This is a genomic window from Polynucleobacter sp. MG-Unter2-18 (assembly GCF_018687675.1).
In the GTDB taxonomy this organism is placed as follows: domain Bacteria; phylum Pseudomonadota; class Gammaproteobacteria; order Burkholderiales; family Burkholderiaceae; genus Polynucleobacter.
Genome location: NZ_CP061302.1, coordinates 1,804,440 through 1,823,236, shown reverse-complemented (window position 1 = coordinate 1,823,236; position 18,797 = coordinate 1,804,440). Strand labels below are relative to the sequence as shown.

Below are 18,797 nucleotides of genomic sequence, written 5' to 3'. Positions count from 1 at the left end.
TTATGGATTAACTCTTATTTGAGAAAAAGGCGATAAGCCGGGTTATCAGTTTCATTCCAATGTGGATAGCCAAGTGACGCTAAGAAGTTTTGGAACTTCTTCTGTTCATTTTTAGGAACCTGAATGCCTACTAAGATACGTCCATAGTCTGCACCGTGATTGCGGTAATGGAAAAGACTGATATTCCAGTTCGGCGCCATACTCGTGAGGAATTTCATCAGAGCCCCTGGTCGCTCTGGAAATTCAAAGCGGTACAGTAATTCATCTTGGGCGAGAGCTGAGTGGCCGCCGACCATGTGGCGTAAATGAGATTTCGCAAGCTCATCATGAGTCAGATCGATCGTTGCAAACTTTGCTTTACGAAAATGCTTTGCGATTGTGCTGCTATCACTTGCCTTTTGGGTTCCGATGCCTACAAAAATATGAGCTTTACTTTGATCAGCAATGCGATAGTTAAATTCGGTGACATTGCGATTGCCGAGTAATTCACAGAAGCGCCTGAATGAGCCCCGTTCCTCAGGAATGGTCACAGCAAAAACAGCTTCGCGGAATTCACCAACGTCGGCACGTTCTGCGACAAAGCGCAGGCGACTGAAATTCATATTCGCGCCACAAGCAATCGCTACCAATGTTTTCTTCTTGAGGCGATGCTTGTCTACATACTTTTTCATACCGGCAATAGCTAAAGCGCCAGCGGGCTCTAGAATGCTGCGGGTATCTGTAAAGACATCATTGATGGCAGCGCAGATTTCATCGGTATCCACGGTGATGATGTCATCAACTACGCGTTTGCAAATACGGAACGTTTCCTTGCCAACTAACTTCACTGCCGTACCGTCGGAGAAAAGACCTACATCTTTCATCTCGATGCGTTTATTAGCTTCAAGTGACCTTCTCATCGCATCCGAATCAACCGACTGTACGCCAATCACTTTGGTCTTGGGGCTAACTGCTTTGACATATTCTCCAATGCCGGCAATTAAGCCACCACCACCAATGGCCACAAAAATAGCATCAATCGGCTCTTGGTATTGCTGAAAGATCTCTAGAGCAATCGTGCCTTGTCCTGCAATCACATCGGGGTCATCAAAGGGGTGAACAAAGGTAAGCCCCCGTTTTTTCTCTAAAAGCTCAGAGTATTTAAAGGCATCGCTATAGGATTCACCATGCAAAATCACTTCTACCCAAGAGCCGCCGCGTGCCTTCACGGCATCGATTTTGAGGCTGGGGGTGGTGAGGGGCATCACGATGACTGCTTTGCACTTCATTTTGGCTGCTGCTAGGGCGACGCCTTGGGCATGATTGCCTGCTGAAGCCGCGATTACCCCCCTTTTTAGGGCTTCTGGGGCTAAATGGGCCATTTTGTTATAGGCGCCACGTAATTTGAATGAGAAAACCGGTTGGTTATCTTCTCTTTTGAGCAATACTTGATTACCTAAGCGCTTTGTGAGTTCGGGGGCTACTTGGAGCTCTGTTTCCCTGGCTACATCGTAGACTCGGGCCGATAAAATTTTCTTTAAATAGTTCGTTGCCATGCGATGAGCGTACCATGAACGGGCTCTAAGCCCTTAGATTTGAAGGGGTTTATCGCCTCAAGCCAACATCTTTATTGGTTTCCTGCCAATATCAACTTCCCTCAATTAAAATGCATATTTACCAAATATGACGCTATGAACGCCCCATTAGCTTTGAACCAGTTGTTGGATGCCGAAGCGGGCTCACCCCGCCTCCGCGAAATCCCTTATAACTACACCTCCTTTTCCGATCGTGAAATCGTTATCCGCTTGCTGGGCGAGGAGTCATGGCGTGTTCTAAATGATTTGCGTGGGATTCGCCGTACTGGACGCTCAGCTCGTATGTTGTTCGAGGTGTTGGGCGATATCTGGGTGGTTCAACGCAACCCCTTCTTACAAGACGACCTTCTAGATAGTCCCAATCGCCGTCAGCTATTAATTGACGCATTATGGCATCGCCTTGGTGAAGTCAAGAAAAGATCTAGCGGTGAATCGGTTGAGCAAGTTCAGGTTTTATTGAAAGCTGCACATCGCGCGGTTGAGAGTTTTGAGCAGGGCTTTAAAGAAGTGACGGAGATTCGTAAGCGTGCTCGAAAAGAACTTGGCCGCATCACTGCCGCAGATAACATTTGTTTTGATGGTGTCTCACGTGCAGCGCATGTGACCGATGCGACTGATTGGCGTGTTGAGTTTCCATTAGTTGTTCTTAAGCCTGATTACGAGTCTGAGATCCCTGGCCTGGTGAAGGCGTGTATTGCCTTGGGTTTAACCATTATTCCGCGTGGAGGTGGCACTGGTTATACCGGCGGTGCCATTCCTCTCTACGCCATGTCGGCAGTGATTAACACTGAAAAGCTTGAGCAGATTGATGCCGTCAAATCAAAGCGTTTGCCAGGTGTTGACCATGAAGTTTCAACCATTTTTACTGGTGCTGGTGTAGTTACTCGCAGAGTTGCAGATGCTGCGGAGCGAACTGGACTGGTGTTTGCGGTCGACCCTACTTCTGCTGATGCCAGTTGCATTGGCGGCAACATTGCCATGAATGCTGGCGGCAAGAAGGCGGTCTTATGGGGTACTGCATTAGATAACCTAGCCAGCTGGCGCATGGTGGATCCAGAAGGTAATTGGCTTGATGTTGAACGCCTTGATCACAATTTAGGAAAAATTCACGTAGCAGAAAAAGTTCGGTTTCAGCTGACTTGGTCTGATGGTGCGAGAGAGCCAGGCAAACGCGTTCTCAAAACAGAAACTATAGAAGTAGAAGGTAAGCGCTTTCGTAAAGAGGGCTTAGGTAAGGATGTGACTGATAAGTTTTTATCAGGCTTACCTGGCGTTCAAAAAGAAGGTTGTGACGGCTTAATTACGAGCGCTACTTGGATTTTGCATCGCATGCCTAAATTCATGCGGACTGTTTGCTTAGAGTTTTTCGGTCAAGCGCAAGAAGCTATTCCAAGCATTGTAGAAATCAAAGCATATCTCGATGGCTTGAGCAAGAATGGTGGACCAATCTTAGCTGGCCTAGAGCACTTGGATGATCGGTATTTGAGAGCAGTTGGTTATTCCACCAAATCTAAGCGCAATGCAATGCCTAAGATGGTATTGATTGGTGATATTGCAGGTGACGATGAAGAGGCTGTAGCGGCTGCAACTAGCGAAGTTGTGCGTATGGCCAACAATCGTGTGGGTGAAGGTTTTGTGGCGGTTAGCGCTGAGTCGCGTAAAAAGTTTTGGTTAGATCGTGCGCGTACTGCAGCGATTGCTCGTCACACTAATGCTTTTAAGATTAATGAAGATGTTGTGATTCCATTGCCACGCATGGGCGAGTACACCAACGGTATCGAGCGTATCAATATTGAGCTCTCACTCAAAAATAAATTACAAGTTTTAGATGGCCTTAAAGATTTCCTGAGAAAGAGTGCTCTGCCACTTGGCAAGAACGATGAGGGCTATGAAATCCCTAGCGCTGAAATTTTGGGTGATCGCGTGCAGCAAGCTCTTGAGCTAATTGATAAGGTTCGAGTGCGCTGGTCAGATTGGTTGACGCAGATGGATACCTATTTCCCGGATCTCCAAAATTTCAGCTTGCGCGCGTCATGGAAGACAGAAGTGCGCTCTGAACTCAGAATCATTTTTGGTGGCCTTGCATTTGAGCCTATCCTCAATCAACTGGAATCTATTCACAAAAATATTTTACGTAAGCGTGTATTTATAGCGCTACATATGCACGCTGGCGATGGTAATGTACATACCAACATACCAGTAAATTCGGATGACTACGAGATGCTGCAAGATGCTCATCGCGCTGTCGATCGGATTATGAAATTGGCTCGCTCATTAGATGGTGTGATTTCTGGTGAGCATGGTATTGGTATTACTAAGCTTGAGTACCTGACTGAAGCTGAGTTGAAAGATTTCCGCGCCTACAAAATGCGTGTAGATCCTGAAGGTCGCTTTAACAAGGGTAAGTTAATGCCGCATGCGGATCTCAGCGTTGCCTACACCCCAAGCTTTGGTTTGATGGGCCATGAATCCATCATCATGCAGCAAAGTGATATTGGTGCGATTGCTGATAGCGTGAAAGATTGCTTGCGTTGCGGTAAGTGCAAGCCAGTCTGCTCTACGCATGTACCGCGTGCCAATTTACTGTACAGCCCGCGTGACAAAATTTTGGCAACCTCTTCGTTAATCGAAGCCTTCTTGTACGAAGAGCAAACGCGTCGTGGCGTATCGATTCGTCATTGGGAAATGTTTGATGACGTAGCTGCACATTGCACTGTATGCCATAAGTGTTTGACACCTTGCCCCGTCAATATTGATTTTGGTGAGGTCTCGATGAACATGCGTAACTTGTTGCGCAAGATGGGGCAGCAACGCTTTAATCCGGGAACAGCGGCATCGATGATGTTCTTAAATGCTACCGATCCCGATACTATTAACTTGCTTCGCAAGACCATGATTGGTTGGGGTTATAAGCTTCAGCGTTTGGGCAATGATGTGTTCCGTAAGTTCGCCCGCAAACAAACTGCGCACCCACCTGCCACAGTAAGCAAGCCGAATCTTAAAGAGCAGGTTATTTTCTTTGTAAATAAGAAGATGCCTGGCAATCTGCCGAAGAAAACCGCTCGTGCACTCTTGGATATTGAAGATGCAAATTATGTGCCGATTATTCGGGATCCAAAAACAACGTCCGCAGATACTGAAGCAGTGTTCTATTTCCCGGGTTGTGGTTCTGAGCGCCTGTTCTCACAGGTCGGTTTAGCTACACAAGCGATGTTGTGGAATGTGGGCGTACAAACAGTATTGCCCCCGGGCTACCTCTGCTGTGGTTATCCTCAGCGTGGCAATGGTGACTTCGATAAAGCAGAAAAGATGATTACGGATAATCGCGTTCTCTTTCATCGTGTAGCCAATACTCTAAATTACTTAGATATCAAGACGGTTGTGGTTTCGTGTGGCACTTGTTATGACCAGTTGGCAGGTTATCAGTTCGAACAGATTTTCCCCGGCTGTCGCATTATTGATATTCATGAATACTTGCTGGAGAAGGGTGTCAAGCTTTCGAATGTGACTGGTGTGAAGTATATGTATCACGATCCATGTCACTCACCAATGAAGTTACAAGACCCCCTCAAGACGGTAAATGAGCTGATTCAGTCAGAAGATGGCAAAGCGATTCAGAAAAATGATCGATGCTGTGGTGAGTCTGGCACTCTTGCGGTGACACGTCCTGATATTTCAACTCAGGTACGTTTCCGTAAGCAAATTGAGATGGAGAAGGCTGCTGACGAATTGCGCAAAGATGATTTCACTGGTGAGGTCAAAGTGCTCACTAGCTGCCCATCTTGTCTGCAAGGCCTCACCCGCTTTGATGCGGATAGTGATACTACTGCCGACTACATCGTGGTTGAAATGGCGCAAAAGTTATTAGGTCCTGATTGGATGCAAGATTACGTTGCAAAGGCAAATCAAGGTGGTATTGAGAGGGTATTGGTTTAATGATTCCAACTAATGTTGTAGTGCATCAGCAGTCAAAAGTGCTAGAGCTCTCTTATGAGAATGGCAATACCTTTCGCCTACCTTTTGAATTTCTAAGGGTTGTGTCTCCTTCTGCTGAAGTCCAAGGTCATGGTCCTGGGCAGGAGACTTTGCAAACAGGTAAGCGTGAAGTGCTGATAGCAAATATTGAGCCAGTAGGTCACTACGCTCTTAAGCCTTCCTTTTCTGATGGACATGATTCTGGTTTGTATTCTTGGGACTATCTGCAATTTTTATGCGAGAACCAAGAAGCGCTTTGGAAAGAGCACTTGGATAAACTAGCTGCTGCTGGCCTAGATCGTGATGCGCCAATGATTGTTGCTGGCGGTAAATCTTGTGGCAGCCATTAACCGCCGTTTCAGTTAAGTAAAGAAGAATATGAGTAAGACCCATTTTGGATACCAAAGCGTTGATGAAGCTGAAAAAGCAGGTAAGGTAGCCGAAGTATTTCATTCTGTAGCGAGTAAATATGACGTCATGAATGATTTGATGTCATTTGGGCTGCATCGCTTGTGGAAAAAAGTCACGATTGCTCGTGCTCAAGTGCGCTCCGGTCAAAAAGTATTAGATATCGCCGGTGGTACAGGTGACTTAGCTGCTGCCTTTGCACGTGCAGCAGACTGGGGCCATCACTCTGAAGCTCAAGTATGGTTAAGCGACATCAATGCCTCTATGTTGGGGGTTGGCCGTGATCGCCTGCTCGATCAGGGGTTAGCTTTGCCCTGCGTTCAGTTCGATGCGGAGAAAATTCCTTTCCCAGCGAATCACTTTGACGTGGTGACGGTGGCGTTTGGCTTGCGAAACATGACTCATAAAGACCTTGCTTTGGCAGAGATGCTCAGAGTAATTAAGCCCGGTGGTCGAGTATTGGTGCTGGAGTTCTCCAAACCGGATGCCTTTTTAGGGCCGATTTATGACACCTACTCATTTAAGGTGTTGCCTTGGCTAGGTGAAAAGATTGCCCAAGATTCTGAGAGCTATCGCTATTTGGCCGAATCTATTCGGATGCATCCGGATGCCGAGGCCCTTAAAGACGTCATGCTGGGAGTGGGTTTTGACGAGGTAGATACCCATAGAATGACTGGGGGTATCGTTGCGCTCCATATTGGTATTAAATACTAGTGATTTTGTAGTTTTTGCCGGTCAAGAATTAAAGTAGTTCTATAGGGGATCAAAATATGAATAAGCATTTTTTCAAAGCAGTTCTGTTAAGCCTGAGCTTAATATTTGCTACTGTTGGTCATGCTAATGCTGCCCGTTTAGGCGGCGGTAAAAGTGTTGGTAAGGCACCAAGTGCACCAATGCAAAAACAAGCTAGTCCTGCACAAAAGCCAACTCAACAAGCACAGCCAGCAGCACCAGCTGCTGCTCCTCAAGCACCAGCACCAAGTCGCTTCGGTGGTATGGGTGGCATCTTGGGTGGCTTAGCCGCAGGTCTTGGTATTGGCTTCCTTTTATCTCATTTAGGTTTAGGTGAGGGTGCATCTTCATTGATCACCGGATTGCTGATTGCAGCGCTAGCAGGCTTTGCCATCATGTTCATCATGAGAAAAATGATGCCTGCTTTATCTGGCGCTAACAAAAGTCCTCAAATGACTTCGCAAGGTATGCAGCGTAGCAATCTAGACCAGGCACCAAGACAAGAGCCTGCGTTTACACCAGCTGCTAGTGCATTCAGTGGCGTTGCTGCTGAGCCTGCACCATTTCAATCAACGCTTCCACCAGGGTTTGATGAGTACGCATTTTTGGATAACGCTAAACAGTTTTTCTCAGGTCTGCAAAAGGCGTGGGATCAGGGTGATTTAGTTGCATTACGTGAGTACGCTACTCCAGAGATGTTTGCTACGATTGAGCAAGATCTGGCCGGACGTGCTGACAGTGCGAATCAAACTGATGTAGTGACACTCAATGCACAGTTACTCGGTATTGAGACAGCTGACAATAAGTACTACTGTAGCGTTCAGTTCACGGGCATGATTCGCGAACAAGTAGGTGCACAAGCAAATAATTTCTCTGAAATTTGGAATCTCAGCAAGCCAGTAAGCGGTCCTGGAGGCTGGGTACTAGCGGGTATCTCCCAGTTAGTTTAAGCTTGCAGTACTTTCCACTGAAAGCCCGCACTTGTGCGGGTTTTTTACACTGATGAACACCGTATCCCCCACCACTCACCATATTGCAGCGTCTGCCGCTTGCCGAGGAATAAATCATGTCCTCAAGGCTGAGCCATGGGCTATGGCGGAGTTGGCACGCCATGCTGGCAAAGTCATTTTGCTCAGTTTGCCCATTGGGCAGTTCTTTTTTGAGATAGCGCCCGAGGGCTCCCTGCTGGCCTTGACTCATGCGGATGCTCCGTCATTAGAGTTGGAGGTTTCCCCTGAGGCATTGAGTGCCTTAGCTGGCGGCCCAGGCAACTTGCGTGAACAAGCAATGAAGTCAGTGAAGATTACTGGTGATGCTGACTTGGCGCAGTTATTGGGTCGCTTAGCAGGACAAATTCGGTGGGAGTATGAGGAGGACTTGGCTCGCTTCATTGGTGATGCGCCTGCAAACTTTGCTGTACGTCAAGGTAAGAAATTGATTTCAGCCGGGAAATCTGCAGCTACCGATCTACTAGACAATGTAATTGAGTATGTCAGTGAAGAAAGAAAAGTACTTTTGAATAAGCGAGATTTTTTAATTCGTAAGAATGAATTAAGTGTATTACGTGATGCGGTTGATCGTTTAGACAAGCGTATCCAACTTTTAGAGCGAAAAGGTTAATTCGCTGTGCGTCGTTTAGCCCGCCTCTATTTTATTTTCTTTACTGCATGGCGTTACGGCTTACTGCCGCTTCTACGCGATATTCTGAAGCCTGGGATTACTCGCGGCTTCTTAACTATTCTTTGCTGGGTATCACCAGGGCAATCGCTACCCAGAGGTGAGCGTATTCGTTTGACCTTAGAGGCGCTCGGTCCGATCTTCGTCAAGTTTGGACAAGTGCTTTCTACTCGACGTGATTTGTTGTCAGAAGATATTGCTAATGAATTAGCGAAGTTACAAGATCAAGTACCACCATTTTCCAATGCAGAATCACGACTCTTAATTGAGAAGGCGCTTGGTTTACCGATTGAAGAAATCTTTATCAGTTTTGATGCAACGCCGGTAGCTAGTGCTTCTGTTGCTCAGGTACATTTTGGAACTTTACGTGCCACTGAGAGGCATCCAGAGTGGGATGGGCGAGAGGTTGCGATCAAGGTACTTCGTCCAGGCATCCTCCCGGTCATTGATAGCGATATTGCTTTAATGTATGACCTGGCAAGAATTATAGAAAAATTATCCTCTGATGGTCGTCGTTTAAAGCCGACTGAAAACGTTGCTGAGTTTGATAGACACCTGCATGATGAGCTCGATCTCATGCGTGAGGCTGCTAATGCCAGTCAGCTAAGACGGTATTTTGTGGATTCAGACAAACTCATGATTCCAGAAATGTATTGGGATTTGTGTCGCACCAATGTCATTGTCATGGAAAAAATGAACGGTATATCTATCGGTCGTTTTGATGAATTACGTGCCGCTGGAGTGGATTTCAAAAAATTAGCAGCAGAGGGTGTGGAGATATTTTTTACTCAAGTATTCGAACATGGTTTTTTCCATGCAGATATGCACCCTGGAAATATCATGATCAGCCTAGAGCCAGATAGTTTTGGGCGATTTATTTCCCTGGATTTCGGAATTGTTGGTGCATTAAGTGAAACCGATAAAAATTACTTAGCACTCAACTTCTTAGCTTTCTTTAACCGAGATTACCGGCGTGTAGCAGAATTGCATGTTGAATCTGGTTGGGTGCCTGCAGATACCCGTGTGGAAGAGTTGGAGGGTGCGGTACGCTCCGTTTGCGAGCCCTACTTTGATCGACCTTTAAAAGATATTTCTTTAGGCATCGTTCTGGTTCGTTTGTTCCAAACATCTCGTCGTTTTAAGGTCGAAGTACAGCCACAACTGTCTTTGCTATCAAAGACCTTGTTAAATGTAGAAGGTTTGGCACGTGAATTAGACCCTGACCTCGATCTTTGGCAGACTGCAAAGCCGATTCTGGAAAAATGGATCAGTCAGCAGCTGGGTTGGCGTGGTTTGGTTGAAGGGCTTAAGAGTGAAGCGCCTACTTGGGCAAAGATACTGCCAACCTTGCCCCGACTGATTGCGGAGAGCTTGGCGCAAGGTCGTGGTCCGCAAAGAGATCAAAATGCTGAATTAGAGGTCTTAAAAGGCCTTTTAATGCAGGAAAGACGGACTCATCGCCTTTTGGTGGGTGCCCTGCTCTTTGCAAGCGGCTTTTTGGCTGGGATTCTGATAATCGGCCTTGGTCTTTACTAGACTGTCGCCGGCTGCCGCTTAAACCGCTAAAATGCCAGGTTAGGCAAAGTGGAAGCGTGGGCAAATGAAAAAATACTTTATCGCAGGCATTCTGGTATGGGCACCGATGTCAATCACTATTTGGGTGATTGGATGGGGATTGGGCTTGCTCGACGGTGTTTTTGGTTCTGTAATGCATGCCATTATTACTGTGTTCCCTAATCAGTTTTCCGGTGATTTACAACATTTTCGTGAATTACCGGGTGTGGGCGTTCTGATTGTTGTTTCAGTCATCATGATTACTGGATTACTTGCAATCAATTTTGCGGGGCAGTGGTGGATGAAGGTATGGGATCGTTTGGTGAATCGCATTCCGATTGTGCGATCGATTTATTCTAGTGTTCAACAAGTATCTTCTACTTTATTTTCTGGCAGTGGCCAAGCATTTAGCAAGGCATTATTAATTCGCTATCCGCATGCAGATTCTTGGGCGATCGCATTTCAGACTGGTATGCCAGCAAAAGAAGTCGCTGCTAAGTTGGGTGAGGACTACGTTAATGTTTTCCTGCCAACCACTCCAAATCCAACCTCTGGATTTTTTATGATCGTCCCACGTGCGCACACCATTGAATTAGCGATGAGTGTCGAAGAGGCGCTCAAACATATTGTTTCAATGGGATCCGTTCCCCCCACTAGTTCAACTGGTTTGACTGCTGCCAAGTCAAACCATCATCTTTGATTTATAGGAAATTGTTATGTCGATGCGAAGCCATACCTGCGGTCAGGTAACTGAATCACTCATTGGTCAAGAGATTACTCTCTCTGGTTGGGTTAATCGTCGCCGTGACCACGGTGGTGTGATTTTTATTGATCTTCGTGATCACCAAGGTTTTGTCCAAGTTGTTTGCGACCCAGATCGTCCTGAAATGTTTGTATTGGCTGAGCAAGTTCGTAATGAATTTTGTATTCAGGTCAAAGGTTTGGTACGAGCACGTCCTGCCGGAACTGAGAACAATGATTTAGTTAGCGGCAAGATTGAAGTGCTTTGTCGTAGCCTGGTGATTTTGAATGCGTCCATTACTCCTCCATTCCAATTAGAAGACGAGAATTTATCTGAGACTACTCGCTTAACTCACCGTGTTTTGGACTTGCGTCGCCCGCAAATGCAAAAGAATTTGCGTTTACGTTACAACGTGGCCATGGAATGCCGCCGCTACCTGGATGCTGCAGGTTTTATCGATATCGAAACACCGATGTTAACGAAGAGCACCCCTGAAGGTGCGCGTGACTACTTGGTACCTTCACGTGTTCATGATGGTCAGTTCTTTGCTTTGCCACAGTCTCCTCAGCTATTTAAACAGTTGTTGATGGTGGCTGGTTTTGATCGTTACTACCAAATTACTAAGTGCTTCCGTGACGAAGATTTGCGTGCTGATCGTCAGCCTGAATTTACTCAGATCGACTGTGAAACTGCTTTCTTGGATGAGCTAGAAATCCGTGAGTTATTTGAAAATATGATTCGTCATATTTTCAAAATCACCATGAACGTGGAGTTGCCTAATCCATTTCCGACCATGCCTTACTCTGAGGGTATGGCGCGCTTTGGTTCAGATAAGCCAGATCTGCGTGTGAATTTTGAATTTACCGAATTGACTGATTTAATGAAAGATGTCGATTTCAAAGTATTTTCTGGTGCAGCAAATCAAGAGGGTGGACGTGTAGTTGGTTTGTGCGTACCTGGCGGTGCTGAGATTAGTCGTAGTGAAATTGATGACTACACTCAATTTGTGGCGATCTATGGCGCCAAAGGTTTGGCTTGGATTAAAGTCAATTCAGTTGCAGAGGGCCGCAATGGCTTGCAATCACCAATCGTTAAGAACTTGCATGATGCAGCTATCGAAGGCATCTTGAAGCGTACTGGTGCTAAAGATGGCGACATTATTTTCTTCGGTGCTGATAAAGAAAAAGTAGTGAACGATGCTATTGGTGGTTTGCGTCTGAAGATTGGTCACTCTGCTTGGGGTAAAGAGCATGGCTTATCTACCGAAGGTTGGAAGCCATTATGGGTGGTGGATTTCCCAATGTTTGAATATGATGAAGACAATGCCCGTTGGGTTGCATGTCACCATCCATTTACTAGCCCCAAAGATGAGCACATGCAGTATCTCGAATCAAGTCCTGGAAAGTGCTTAGCCAAGGCCTATGACATGGTTCTGAACGGTAGCGAGATTGGTGGTGGATCAGTCCGCATCCATCAAGAAGCAGTGCAAAGCCAGGTATTCCGTGCTCTGAAGATTGGTGCCGAAGAGGCTCAGGCGAAGTTTGGATTCTTGTTGGATGCTTTGCAGTACGGCGCGCCTCCACATGGTGGTATTGCATTTGGTTTGGATCGTATCGTCACGATGATGACTGGTGCTGAATCAATCCGTGATGTAATCGCCTTCCCGAAAACACAACGTGCACAGTGCTTGCTTACTCAGGCTCCTAGCCCAGTAGATGAGCGTCAGTTAAAAGAGCTTCATATCCGCTTGCGTCAAGCTGCACCTGCTGCTTAAGTAAGACAGTATTTAGATCATCTTGAAAATCCCCATTTCGGTTTTAGTTGTCATTTACAAATCGAATGGGGAGGTCTTGCTAATCGAGCGAGCCGATAAAGCCAATTTTTGGCAATCTGTTACTGGTAGCATTGATTTCCTTGGTGAGGATCTTAGTGCCGCCGCCGCGCGCGAAGTCCTTGAAGAGACCAGCATTGATGTCCAATCTCTTCCAGCAGCCTCCTTACAGGATATGCATCATCAGATTGAGTATGAGATTTATCCGCAATGGCGTCATCGCTACGCTCCTGGAGTGACCAAAAATGCTGAGCATTGGTTCTCATTACTAGTCCCAAATGCAGTTTCAGTCAGATTGGCGCCAAGAGAGCACATTGCCTATCAATGGTTGCCTCACTCTGAAGCGGCAAATAAATGTTTCTCTCCCAGTAATGGCGCAGCAATTCGCAAGTTATTTTCTGCGCGTCAGAGCGTAACTGACTAAGATAGAGCGATGAGACATTCATCAGGGCATCATCATTCAGTAGCAGACTCAAAGCCGGCAAAGGGTAGCGACTGGAAAGTTATTTGCGATTTACTCCCCTATCTATTGGAATATAAGTTTAGGGTTGCGATTGCTTTGACATGCTTAGTGGCTGCTAAGGTGACTAATCTTGGCATTCCGATTTTGATGAAGCAATTGATTGATGAGCTCAATATCAAAGCTAACTCTCCTCAAGCTTTATTAGTAGTACCAGCCGGATTGATCATAGCCTATGGTCTCTTGCGGGTGTCTGCTTCTTTATTTACCGAGCTACGAGAATCCCTCTTTGCTCGCGTTACTCAAAATGCAGTGCGTAAAGTGGCTTTGCAGGTTTTCGAGCATTTACATTCTTTGGCTCTTAGCTTTCATCTGGCTCGTCAAACCGGGGGAGTCAGTCGAGATATTGAGCGTGGTACTCGCGGTATTCAGTCGCTGATTTCTTATTCCCTGTATAGCATCCTACCAACCCTGATTGAGTTCTGTTTGGTACTTGGCTACCTGGCTTACGCATACGATATGTGGTTTGCCATTATTACCCTGGTTGCATTGGTGCTCTATATTGCCTTTACGGTAGTGGTGACAGAATGGCGAACACATTTCCGCCGCACTATGAATGACATGGATTCCAAGGCGAATCAGAAGGCAATTGATTCATTATTGAATTTTGAGACCGTTAAGTATTTTGGTAATGAAGCCTTTGAGGCTAGTCGTTACGATCAAAATCTGATCCGTTACCAAACGGCTGCAGTGAAGTCCCAAAAATCTTTAGCCGTACTCAATCTTGGGCAGCAAGCAATTATTGCCGTTGGATTAGTCCTCATTTTGTGGCGAGCAACGCAGGGCGTGATCGATGGATCTATGACCTTGGGTGATTTGGTATTGGTTAATACCTTGATGATTCAGTTGTATATCCCGCTAAATTTCTTAGGCGTGATCTATCGTGAGATTAAGCAGGCACTCACAGATATGGATCGCATGTTCTCGCTTCTCAATACGGAGAAAGAAATTGCGGATGTACCCAATGCGCAGCCTTTGCACGTTAGCAATCAAGGCTGTGGCCCAGATGTTCGTTTTGAAAATGTCTCGTTTCATTATGAGGCAAATCGTGAGATTTTGAAGAATGTTAGTTTCAACATACCAGCGGGAACCATTACTGCAGTTGTGGGTCAAAGCGGTGCTGGTAAGAGTACCTTAGCCCGCCTACTATTTCGTTTTTACGATGTCCAGTCCGGCAAAATCCTCATTGATAATCAAAATATTGTGGATGTTACTCAATCGAGTTTACGCAAAGCGATTGGTATCGTTCCTCAAGACACTGTTTTGTTTAATGACACCATTGGCTACAACATTGCTTATGGCAATCCCAATGCATCAATTGAAGAGGTTCACGAGGCTGCCAGGGCGGCACAGATCGATCGTTTCATCAAGCATCTACCAGAGGGCTACGATACCCAAGTAGGCGAGCGTGGTCTCAAATTATCCGGTGGTGAGAAACAGCGTGTTGCGATTGCGCGTACCCTACTCAAAAAGCCAGCAATGTTAATTTTTGATGAAGCAACATCGGCGCTGGACTCTAAAACGGAGCGGGCGTTTCAGGAGGAGTTGCTTGGTTTAGCTAAAAACCGTACAACTTTGATTATTGCCCATAGGCTTTCCACCATTATTCATGCGGATCAAATTTTGGTAATGGAACATGGTCAGATAGTCGAGCGGGGAACACATACAGAGCTATTGGCTGCTGGTGGCCGTTATGATGAAATGTGGCAAATGCAAGAGCGCATTGTTCTTGATTAGAATATCTGCATGAGCCAGCAAGAAAACATTCTCAAAAATGCCTTTGCCGCAGCTTTAGCGGTTGCTGACCCAAGCAAAATCGTTCCGGAATACCTCAGCAAGATCTTTCCTCAAGGTTCGGAGCCCAAGGGAAGATGTTTAGTAGTAGGTGCAGGTAAAGCCAGTGCGTCAATGGCAACTGCCCTAGAGTCGTACGCGAAGAGTTGTTGGCCTAATGCAACTATTGAGGGAGTGGTGTTGACCCGCTATGGGCACAGCTCTCCTACTGGTCATATCCAAATTATTGAAGCGGGTCATCCTGTACCTGATCAAGCGGGTATGGATGGCGCTAAAGAAATCTATCGCTTGGTTGGTGAATTGCAAGCCGGTGACATTTTGATTGCCTTAATCTCTGGTGGCGGTTCAAGTTTGCTTACTTTGCCCCAAGCTGGCATTACTATTGAAGATATGCGCAAGACTACCGAAGCGCTATTGCGTTCTGGTGCGCCAATTGAAGAGATGAATGTCGTTCGTAAACATTTGTCAGCGATTCAGGGCGGTAATTTAGCAAGATTAGCTATTGCACGTGGTGCTCGAGTTGAAGCATTGCTGATTTCGGATGTGACGGGAGATTCTCCTGCAGACATTGCCAGCGGCCCTTGTGCTCCAGATTATTCAACCTACCAGGATGCTCTGGATATCTTGGCTAAACACCACTTAAGTTCTGACTCTATTCCAGAGTCAGTTTTGTCCCATTTACAGCGTGGTATTGCTGGTGAAGTTCCGGAGACTTTAAAAGAAGCGGACATACAAAATACGGTGATCAGTAATCATGTGATTGCCACGGCCTATAAGAGTCTTGAGGCTGCAGCAGTCTACGTTCGCACACAGGGTTATGAGCCAGTGATTTTGGGTGACACAATTACGGGTGAGGCTCAAGTTGTAGGAATGGCGCAAGCTTCTCTAGCGCGTCAGCACTTGAAGATGAATAAGCCAATGGCTCTTATCTCGGGTGGTGAGTGCACTGTGACCATTCCTAATGGAATTAAAGGCCGTGGCGGTCGCTGTAGTGAATACCTGCTTTCATTCTTCGCGGCATCAATTGATCTTCCGAATATTGCTGCTTTAGCTGCAGATACTGATGGTATCGATGGTAGTGAAAAGAATGCTGGTGCGTGGTTCACTCCTGAGATCCGACAGGCCGCCAATCAGCAAGACTTAATCCCTTCACAGTTCTTAAATCAGCACGATTGCTATGGTTTTTTTGCGCAATTAGATGCTTTGGTGGAAACTGGCCCCACACTGACAAACGTGAACGATTTCCGAATCATCTTGCTTGGTAAATAATTATGTCCAATAGCCCAATACAAATTCAACTGATTCAACCAGATGACTGGCATTTACATATTCGTGATGGTGAGGTAATGCGAGACGTATTGGCGGATACTGCGCGCCAATTTGCGCGTGCCATCGTCATGCCGAATTTAAAGCCTCCAGTGACTACGGTGGATTTGGCAAATGCGTATCGTGGTCGCATAGAAGCTAACCTTCAGTCTTTGGGTGTAACTACTTTTACCCCATTAATGACTTTGTATCTCACGGATAACACTTCTGCGAATGAAGTGCGTAAAGCAAAGGATGCTGGCATTGCTGGATTTAAGCTTTATCCTGCAGGAGCGACAACTAACAGTGATGCAGGTGTGAGTGATATTAAGCATTGTTATTCTGCACTTGAAGCAATGCAGGCTGTCGGAATGCCCTTGTTGGTGCATGGTGAAGTGACTAGTGCGCATATTGATATCTTTGATCGTGAAGCAGTGTTTATTGATCAAGTGCTTGAACCTTTGCGTAAAGATTTTCCTGATCTGAAGATTGTGTTTGAGCACATTACTACCAAACAAGCTGCGCACTATGTTCGTGATGCGCAAACTGCTGGAAAAAATACTATAGCTGCTACGATTACCCCGCAACATTTATTAATGAATCGCAATGCGATTTTTTCTGGTGGTATTCGTCCGCACAACTACTGCTTGCCAGTACTGAAGCGTGAAGAGCATCGTGTTGCTTTATTAGATGCCGCAACGAGTGGCAACCCCAGATTTTTCTTAGGCACAGATAGTGCGCCCCATGCTAAGGGCGCTAAAGAAGCTGCTTGCGGTTGCGCTGGTTGTTATAGTGCTTTCAATGCCTTAGGTTTATATGCTGAGGCATTTGAGAGTGTAGGCAAGCTAGACAAACTAGAAGGCTTCGCTAGTTTCTTCGGTCCAGATTTTTATCTAATGCCGCGTAATACTCAAAAGGTAACTTTGGTGAAGCAGGCGCAAAACATTCCTGCAGAGCTTCCTTTGGGTGATGACACGATTGTGCCGCTTCGTGCTGGTGAGATGATTGCTTGGACCTTGGCTTAAGTAAGTTAAGACTTTAGCTATTCATTTTTAGACTAAATTTCTGTGACTGCGTTAGACTGCAGGCGCAGAGTCAATTGGGCAATCGCCGCCACTTTATTGTGGGGGAGGAAAGTCCGGACTCCATAGGGAAGGGTGATGGCTAACGGCCATCCACGGTGACGTGAGGAATAGGGCCACAGAGACGAGCGTATTTAGTTACGGTGAAACGCGGTAACCTCCACCTGGAGCAATCCCAAGTAAGCAGGCGATGAGGCGTCCCGCTGAGTCTGCGGGTAGGGAGCTTGAGCCGTCAGGTAACTGCCGGCCTAGAGGAATGATTGCCCCTAGATGTAAATCTAGGCGACAGAATCCGGCTTATCGATTGACTCTGCACTTTCTCAAGACTTATTCGTCATTCAGGACGTCGATCGAATAAGTAATTTCTGCCATCTTGGCGAGCATAGTTGTCGCGGAGCAGTACTTTTCGTGGGAAAGTTTGACTGCACGCTCAACCTTAGACAAATCGAGGTTTTTGCCTTTAACCGTGAAATGCAGGTTAATTTTCGTAAATACTTTGGGCTCAGTCTCTGCTCGCTCGGCTTTCAGCTGGACGTCGCAAGCGCTAATCTCCTGACGAGCCTTTTGTAGGATTAAAACCACATCAAAAGCGGCGCAGCCGCCAGTTCCCGCCAAAATCAGTTCCATAGGCCTTGAGGCGCTATTTTTGCCCCCAGCTTCGGGCGGCCCATCCATTGTGACCTGGTGACCACTACCGGTTTTTGCCGAAAACGCCATGCCGCCATTACCCAACCAACTTACTTGACATTCCATGTTAGCGACCCCTAATTTACAAAATTAATCAATATTATCAATAGTTTACCAATAATTACAGCTTAAAGTTGTTAGCTGTTTTTTGCTAAAAAGCATCAAAAAATTGATTTTGGTCAATATTCTTGCGTTGCACCATATTTCTTGTGTAGAATAACCATATTGGCTGTCAGTCTTATATAAGATATCGATGTGCCTCCCAGTGTCTCCTCCACTTAAACATAGGTGGATTCCAACCCAGGACTCGTTCCTGGGTTTTTTTTTGGGTTACAATTCAAGGCTTTACTGAATTACCGAACCAGTCAGCGGTAATTGTTTTACCAAGTGAATTACAGAATCTGCGAGCTTGCAAACATAAGCAGGGCCAAGGTGGATGTAATTTTATTGGAGTAATTTTTTGACTATAACAATTTAAGAAATCATGAAAACTTTTTCTGCAAAATCCCATGAGGTAGTGCATGAATGGTTCGTGATTGACGCTACGGACAAAGTCCTCGGTCGTGTCGCCAGTGAAGTGGCACTCCGTCTACGCGGCAAGCACAAGCCTGAATACACCCCACACGTTGATACCGGCGACTTTATTGTTGTCATCAACTCTTCTAAGCTGCGTGTCACAGGCACAAAAGGCTTGAACAAAATTTATTACCGTCACAGCGGATACCCAGGTGGTATTAGCTCGACCAACTTCGACAAGATGCAAGATCGTTTCCCAGGTCGTGCCTTAGAGAAGGCTGTGAAGGGTATGTTGCCAAAAGGCCCACTAGGTTATGCCATGATTAAGAAATTAAAAGTCTATGGCGACGCCAGTCATCCGCATGCGGCTCAACAGCCAAAAGCGTTAGAGATTTAAGGA

At 46.1% G+C, this 18,797-nt stretch carries 15 protein-coding genes and 1 other RNA gene; 14 read left to right on the top strand and 2 right to left on the bottom strand.

What is annotated here, in order from left to right:
• Positions 1-14 precede the first annotated feature (14 nt).
• Entirely contained in the window at positions 15-1,535 is a 1,521-nt protein-coding gene (ilvA, locus tag C2759_RS09490) for a threonine ammonia-lyase, biosynthetic (protein WP_215355007.1), read from the bottom strand.
• Positions 1,536-1,670: 135 nt separating this feature from the next.
• Between ilvA and C2759_RS09485 the strand changes: the two genes are divergently transcribed.
• The 13 genes from C2759_RS09485 to rnpB all read left to right on the top strand — a co-directional run bounded on the left by C2759_RS09485 (position 1,671) and on the right by rnpB (position 17,510).
• Positions 1,671-5,510 (top strand): FAD/FMN-binding oxidoreductase, encoded by a 3,840-nt coding sequence (locus tag C2759_RS09485; RefSeq protein ID WP_215355005.1) that lies wholly within the window; start codon positions 1,671-1,673, stop codon positions 5,508-5,510.
• Positions 5,510-5,899 carry a gamma-butyrobetaine hydroxylase-like domain-containing protein gene (locus C2759_RS09480; RefSeq protein WP_215355003.1) on the top strand — a complete coding sequence of 130 codons (390 nt, stop codon included), beginning with the start codon at positions 5,510-5,512 and terminating at the stop codon, positions 5,897-5,899. The genes C2759_RS09485 and C2759_RS09480 overlap by 1 nt, the downstream gene beginning before the upstream one ends.
• 28 nt (positions 5,900-5,927) lie before the next feature.
• The gene (gene ubiE, locus C2759_RS09475) at positions 5,928-6,671 is read left to right on the top strand and encodes a bifunctional demethylmenaquinone methyltransferase/2-methoxy-6-polyprenyl-1,4-benzoquinol methylase UbiE (protein WP_215355001.1); all 744 of its coding nucleotides are present in this window, start codon (positions 5,928-5,930) and stop codon (positions 6,669-6,671) included.
• A gap of 56 nt (positions 6,672-6,727) precedes the next feature.
• Entirely contained in the window at positions 6,728-7,639 is a 912-nt protein-coding gene (locus C2759_RS09470) for a Tim44 domain-containing protein (protein ID WP_215354998.1), read from the top strand.
• A gap of 52 nt (positions 7,640-7,691) precedes the next feature.
• Positions 7,692-8,309 (top strand): SCP2 domain-containing protein, encoded by a 618-nt coding sequence (locus C2759_RS09465; protein WP_215354997.1) that lies wholly within the window; start codon positions 7,692-7,694, stop codon positions 8,307-8,309.
• Positions 8,310-8,315: 6 nt separating this feature from the next.
• Positions 8,316-9,902 (top strand): ubiquinone biosynthesis regulatory protein kinase UbiB, encoded by a 1,587-nt coding sequence (gene ubiB / locus C2759_RS09460; RefSeq protein WP_215354995.1) that lies wholly within the window; start codon positions 8,316-8,318, stop codon positions 9,900-9,902.
• Between the two features lie 64 nt (positions 9,903-9,966).
• Positions 9,967-10,620: a DUF502 domain-containing protein gene (locus C2759_RS09455; protein ID WP_215354993.1), complete on the top strand. Its 654-nt coding sequence runs from the start codon at positions 9,967-9,969 to the stop codon at positions 10,618-10,620.
• 16 nt (positions 10,621-10,636) lie between these two features.
• Positions 10,637-12,436: an aspartate--tRNA ligase gene (gene aspS, locus C2759_RS09450; protein WP_215354991.1), complete on the top strand. Its 1,800-nt coding sequence runs from the start codon at positions 10,637-10,639 to the stop codon at positions 12,434-12,436.
• A 22-nt stretch (positions 12,437-12,458) separates the two neighbouring features.
• The gene (gene nudB / locus C2759_RS09445) at positions 12,459-12,917 is read left to right on the top strand and encodes a dihydroneopterin triphosphate diphosphatase (protein ID WP_371816905.1); all 459 of its coding nucleotides are present in this window, start codon (positions 12,459-12,461) and stop codon (positions 12,915-12,917) included.
• A gap of 9 nt (positions 12,918-12,926) precedes the next feature.
• Positions 12,927-14,750, top strand: coding sequence for an ABC transporter ATP-binding protein/permease (locus C2759_RS09440; RefSeq protein ID WP_215354989.1), 1,824 nt, complete (start codon positions 12,927-12,929; stop codon positions 14,748-14,750).
• Between the two features lie 9 nt (positions 14,751-14,759).
• Entirely contained in the window at positions 14,760-16,076 is a 1,317-nt protein-coding gene (locus C2759_RS09435) for a glycerate kinase (protein WP_215354988.1), read from the top strand.
• A 2-nt stretch (positions 16,077-16,078) separates the two neighbouring features.
• Complete coding sequence (gene pyrC / locus C2759_RS09430) at positions 16,079-17,137, top strand: dihydroorotase (RefSeq protein ID WP_215354987.1); 1,059 nt, start codon at positions 16,079-16,081, stop codon at positions 17,135-17,137.
• A gap of 66 nt (positions 17,138-17,203) precedes the next feature.
• Positions 17,204-17,510: RNase P RNA component class A (gene rnpB / locus C2759_RS09425), an RNA gene on the top strand.
• A gap of 11 nt (positions 17,511-17,521) precedes the next feature.
• On the opposite strand, the gene C2759_RS09420 is transcribed toward rnpB, so the two are convergent.
• Entirely contained in the window at positions 17,522-17,947 is a 426-nt protein-coding gene (locus C2759_RS09420; protein ID WP_215354986.1) for an OsmC family protein, read from the bottom strand.
• A 418-nt stretch (positions 17,948-18,365) separates the two neighbouring features.
• Between C2759_RS09420 and rplM the strand changes: the two genes are divergently transcribed.
• Positions 18,366-18,794, top strand: a complete 429-nt coding sequence (rplM, locus tag C2759_RS09415; RefSeq protein ID WP_015422034.1) for a 50S ribosomal protein L13 — start codon at positions 18,366-18,368, stop codon at positions 18,792-18,794.
• Positions 18,795-18,797: the final 3 nt, after the last annotated feature.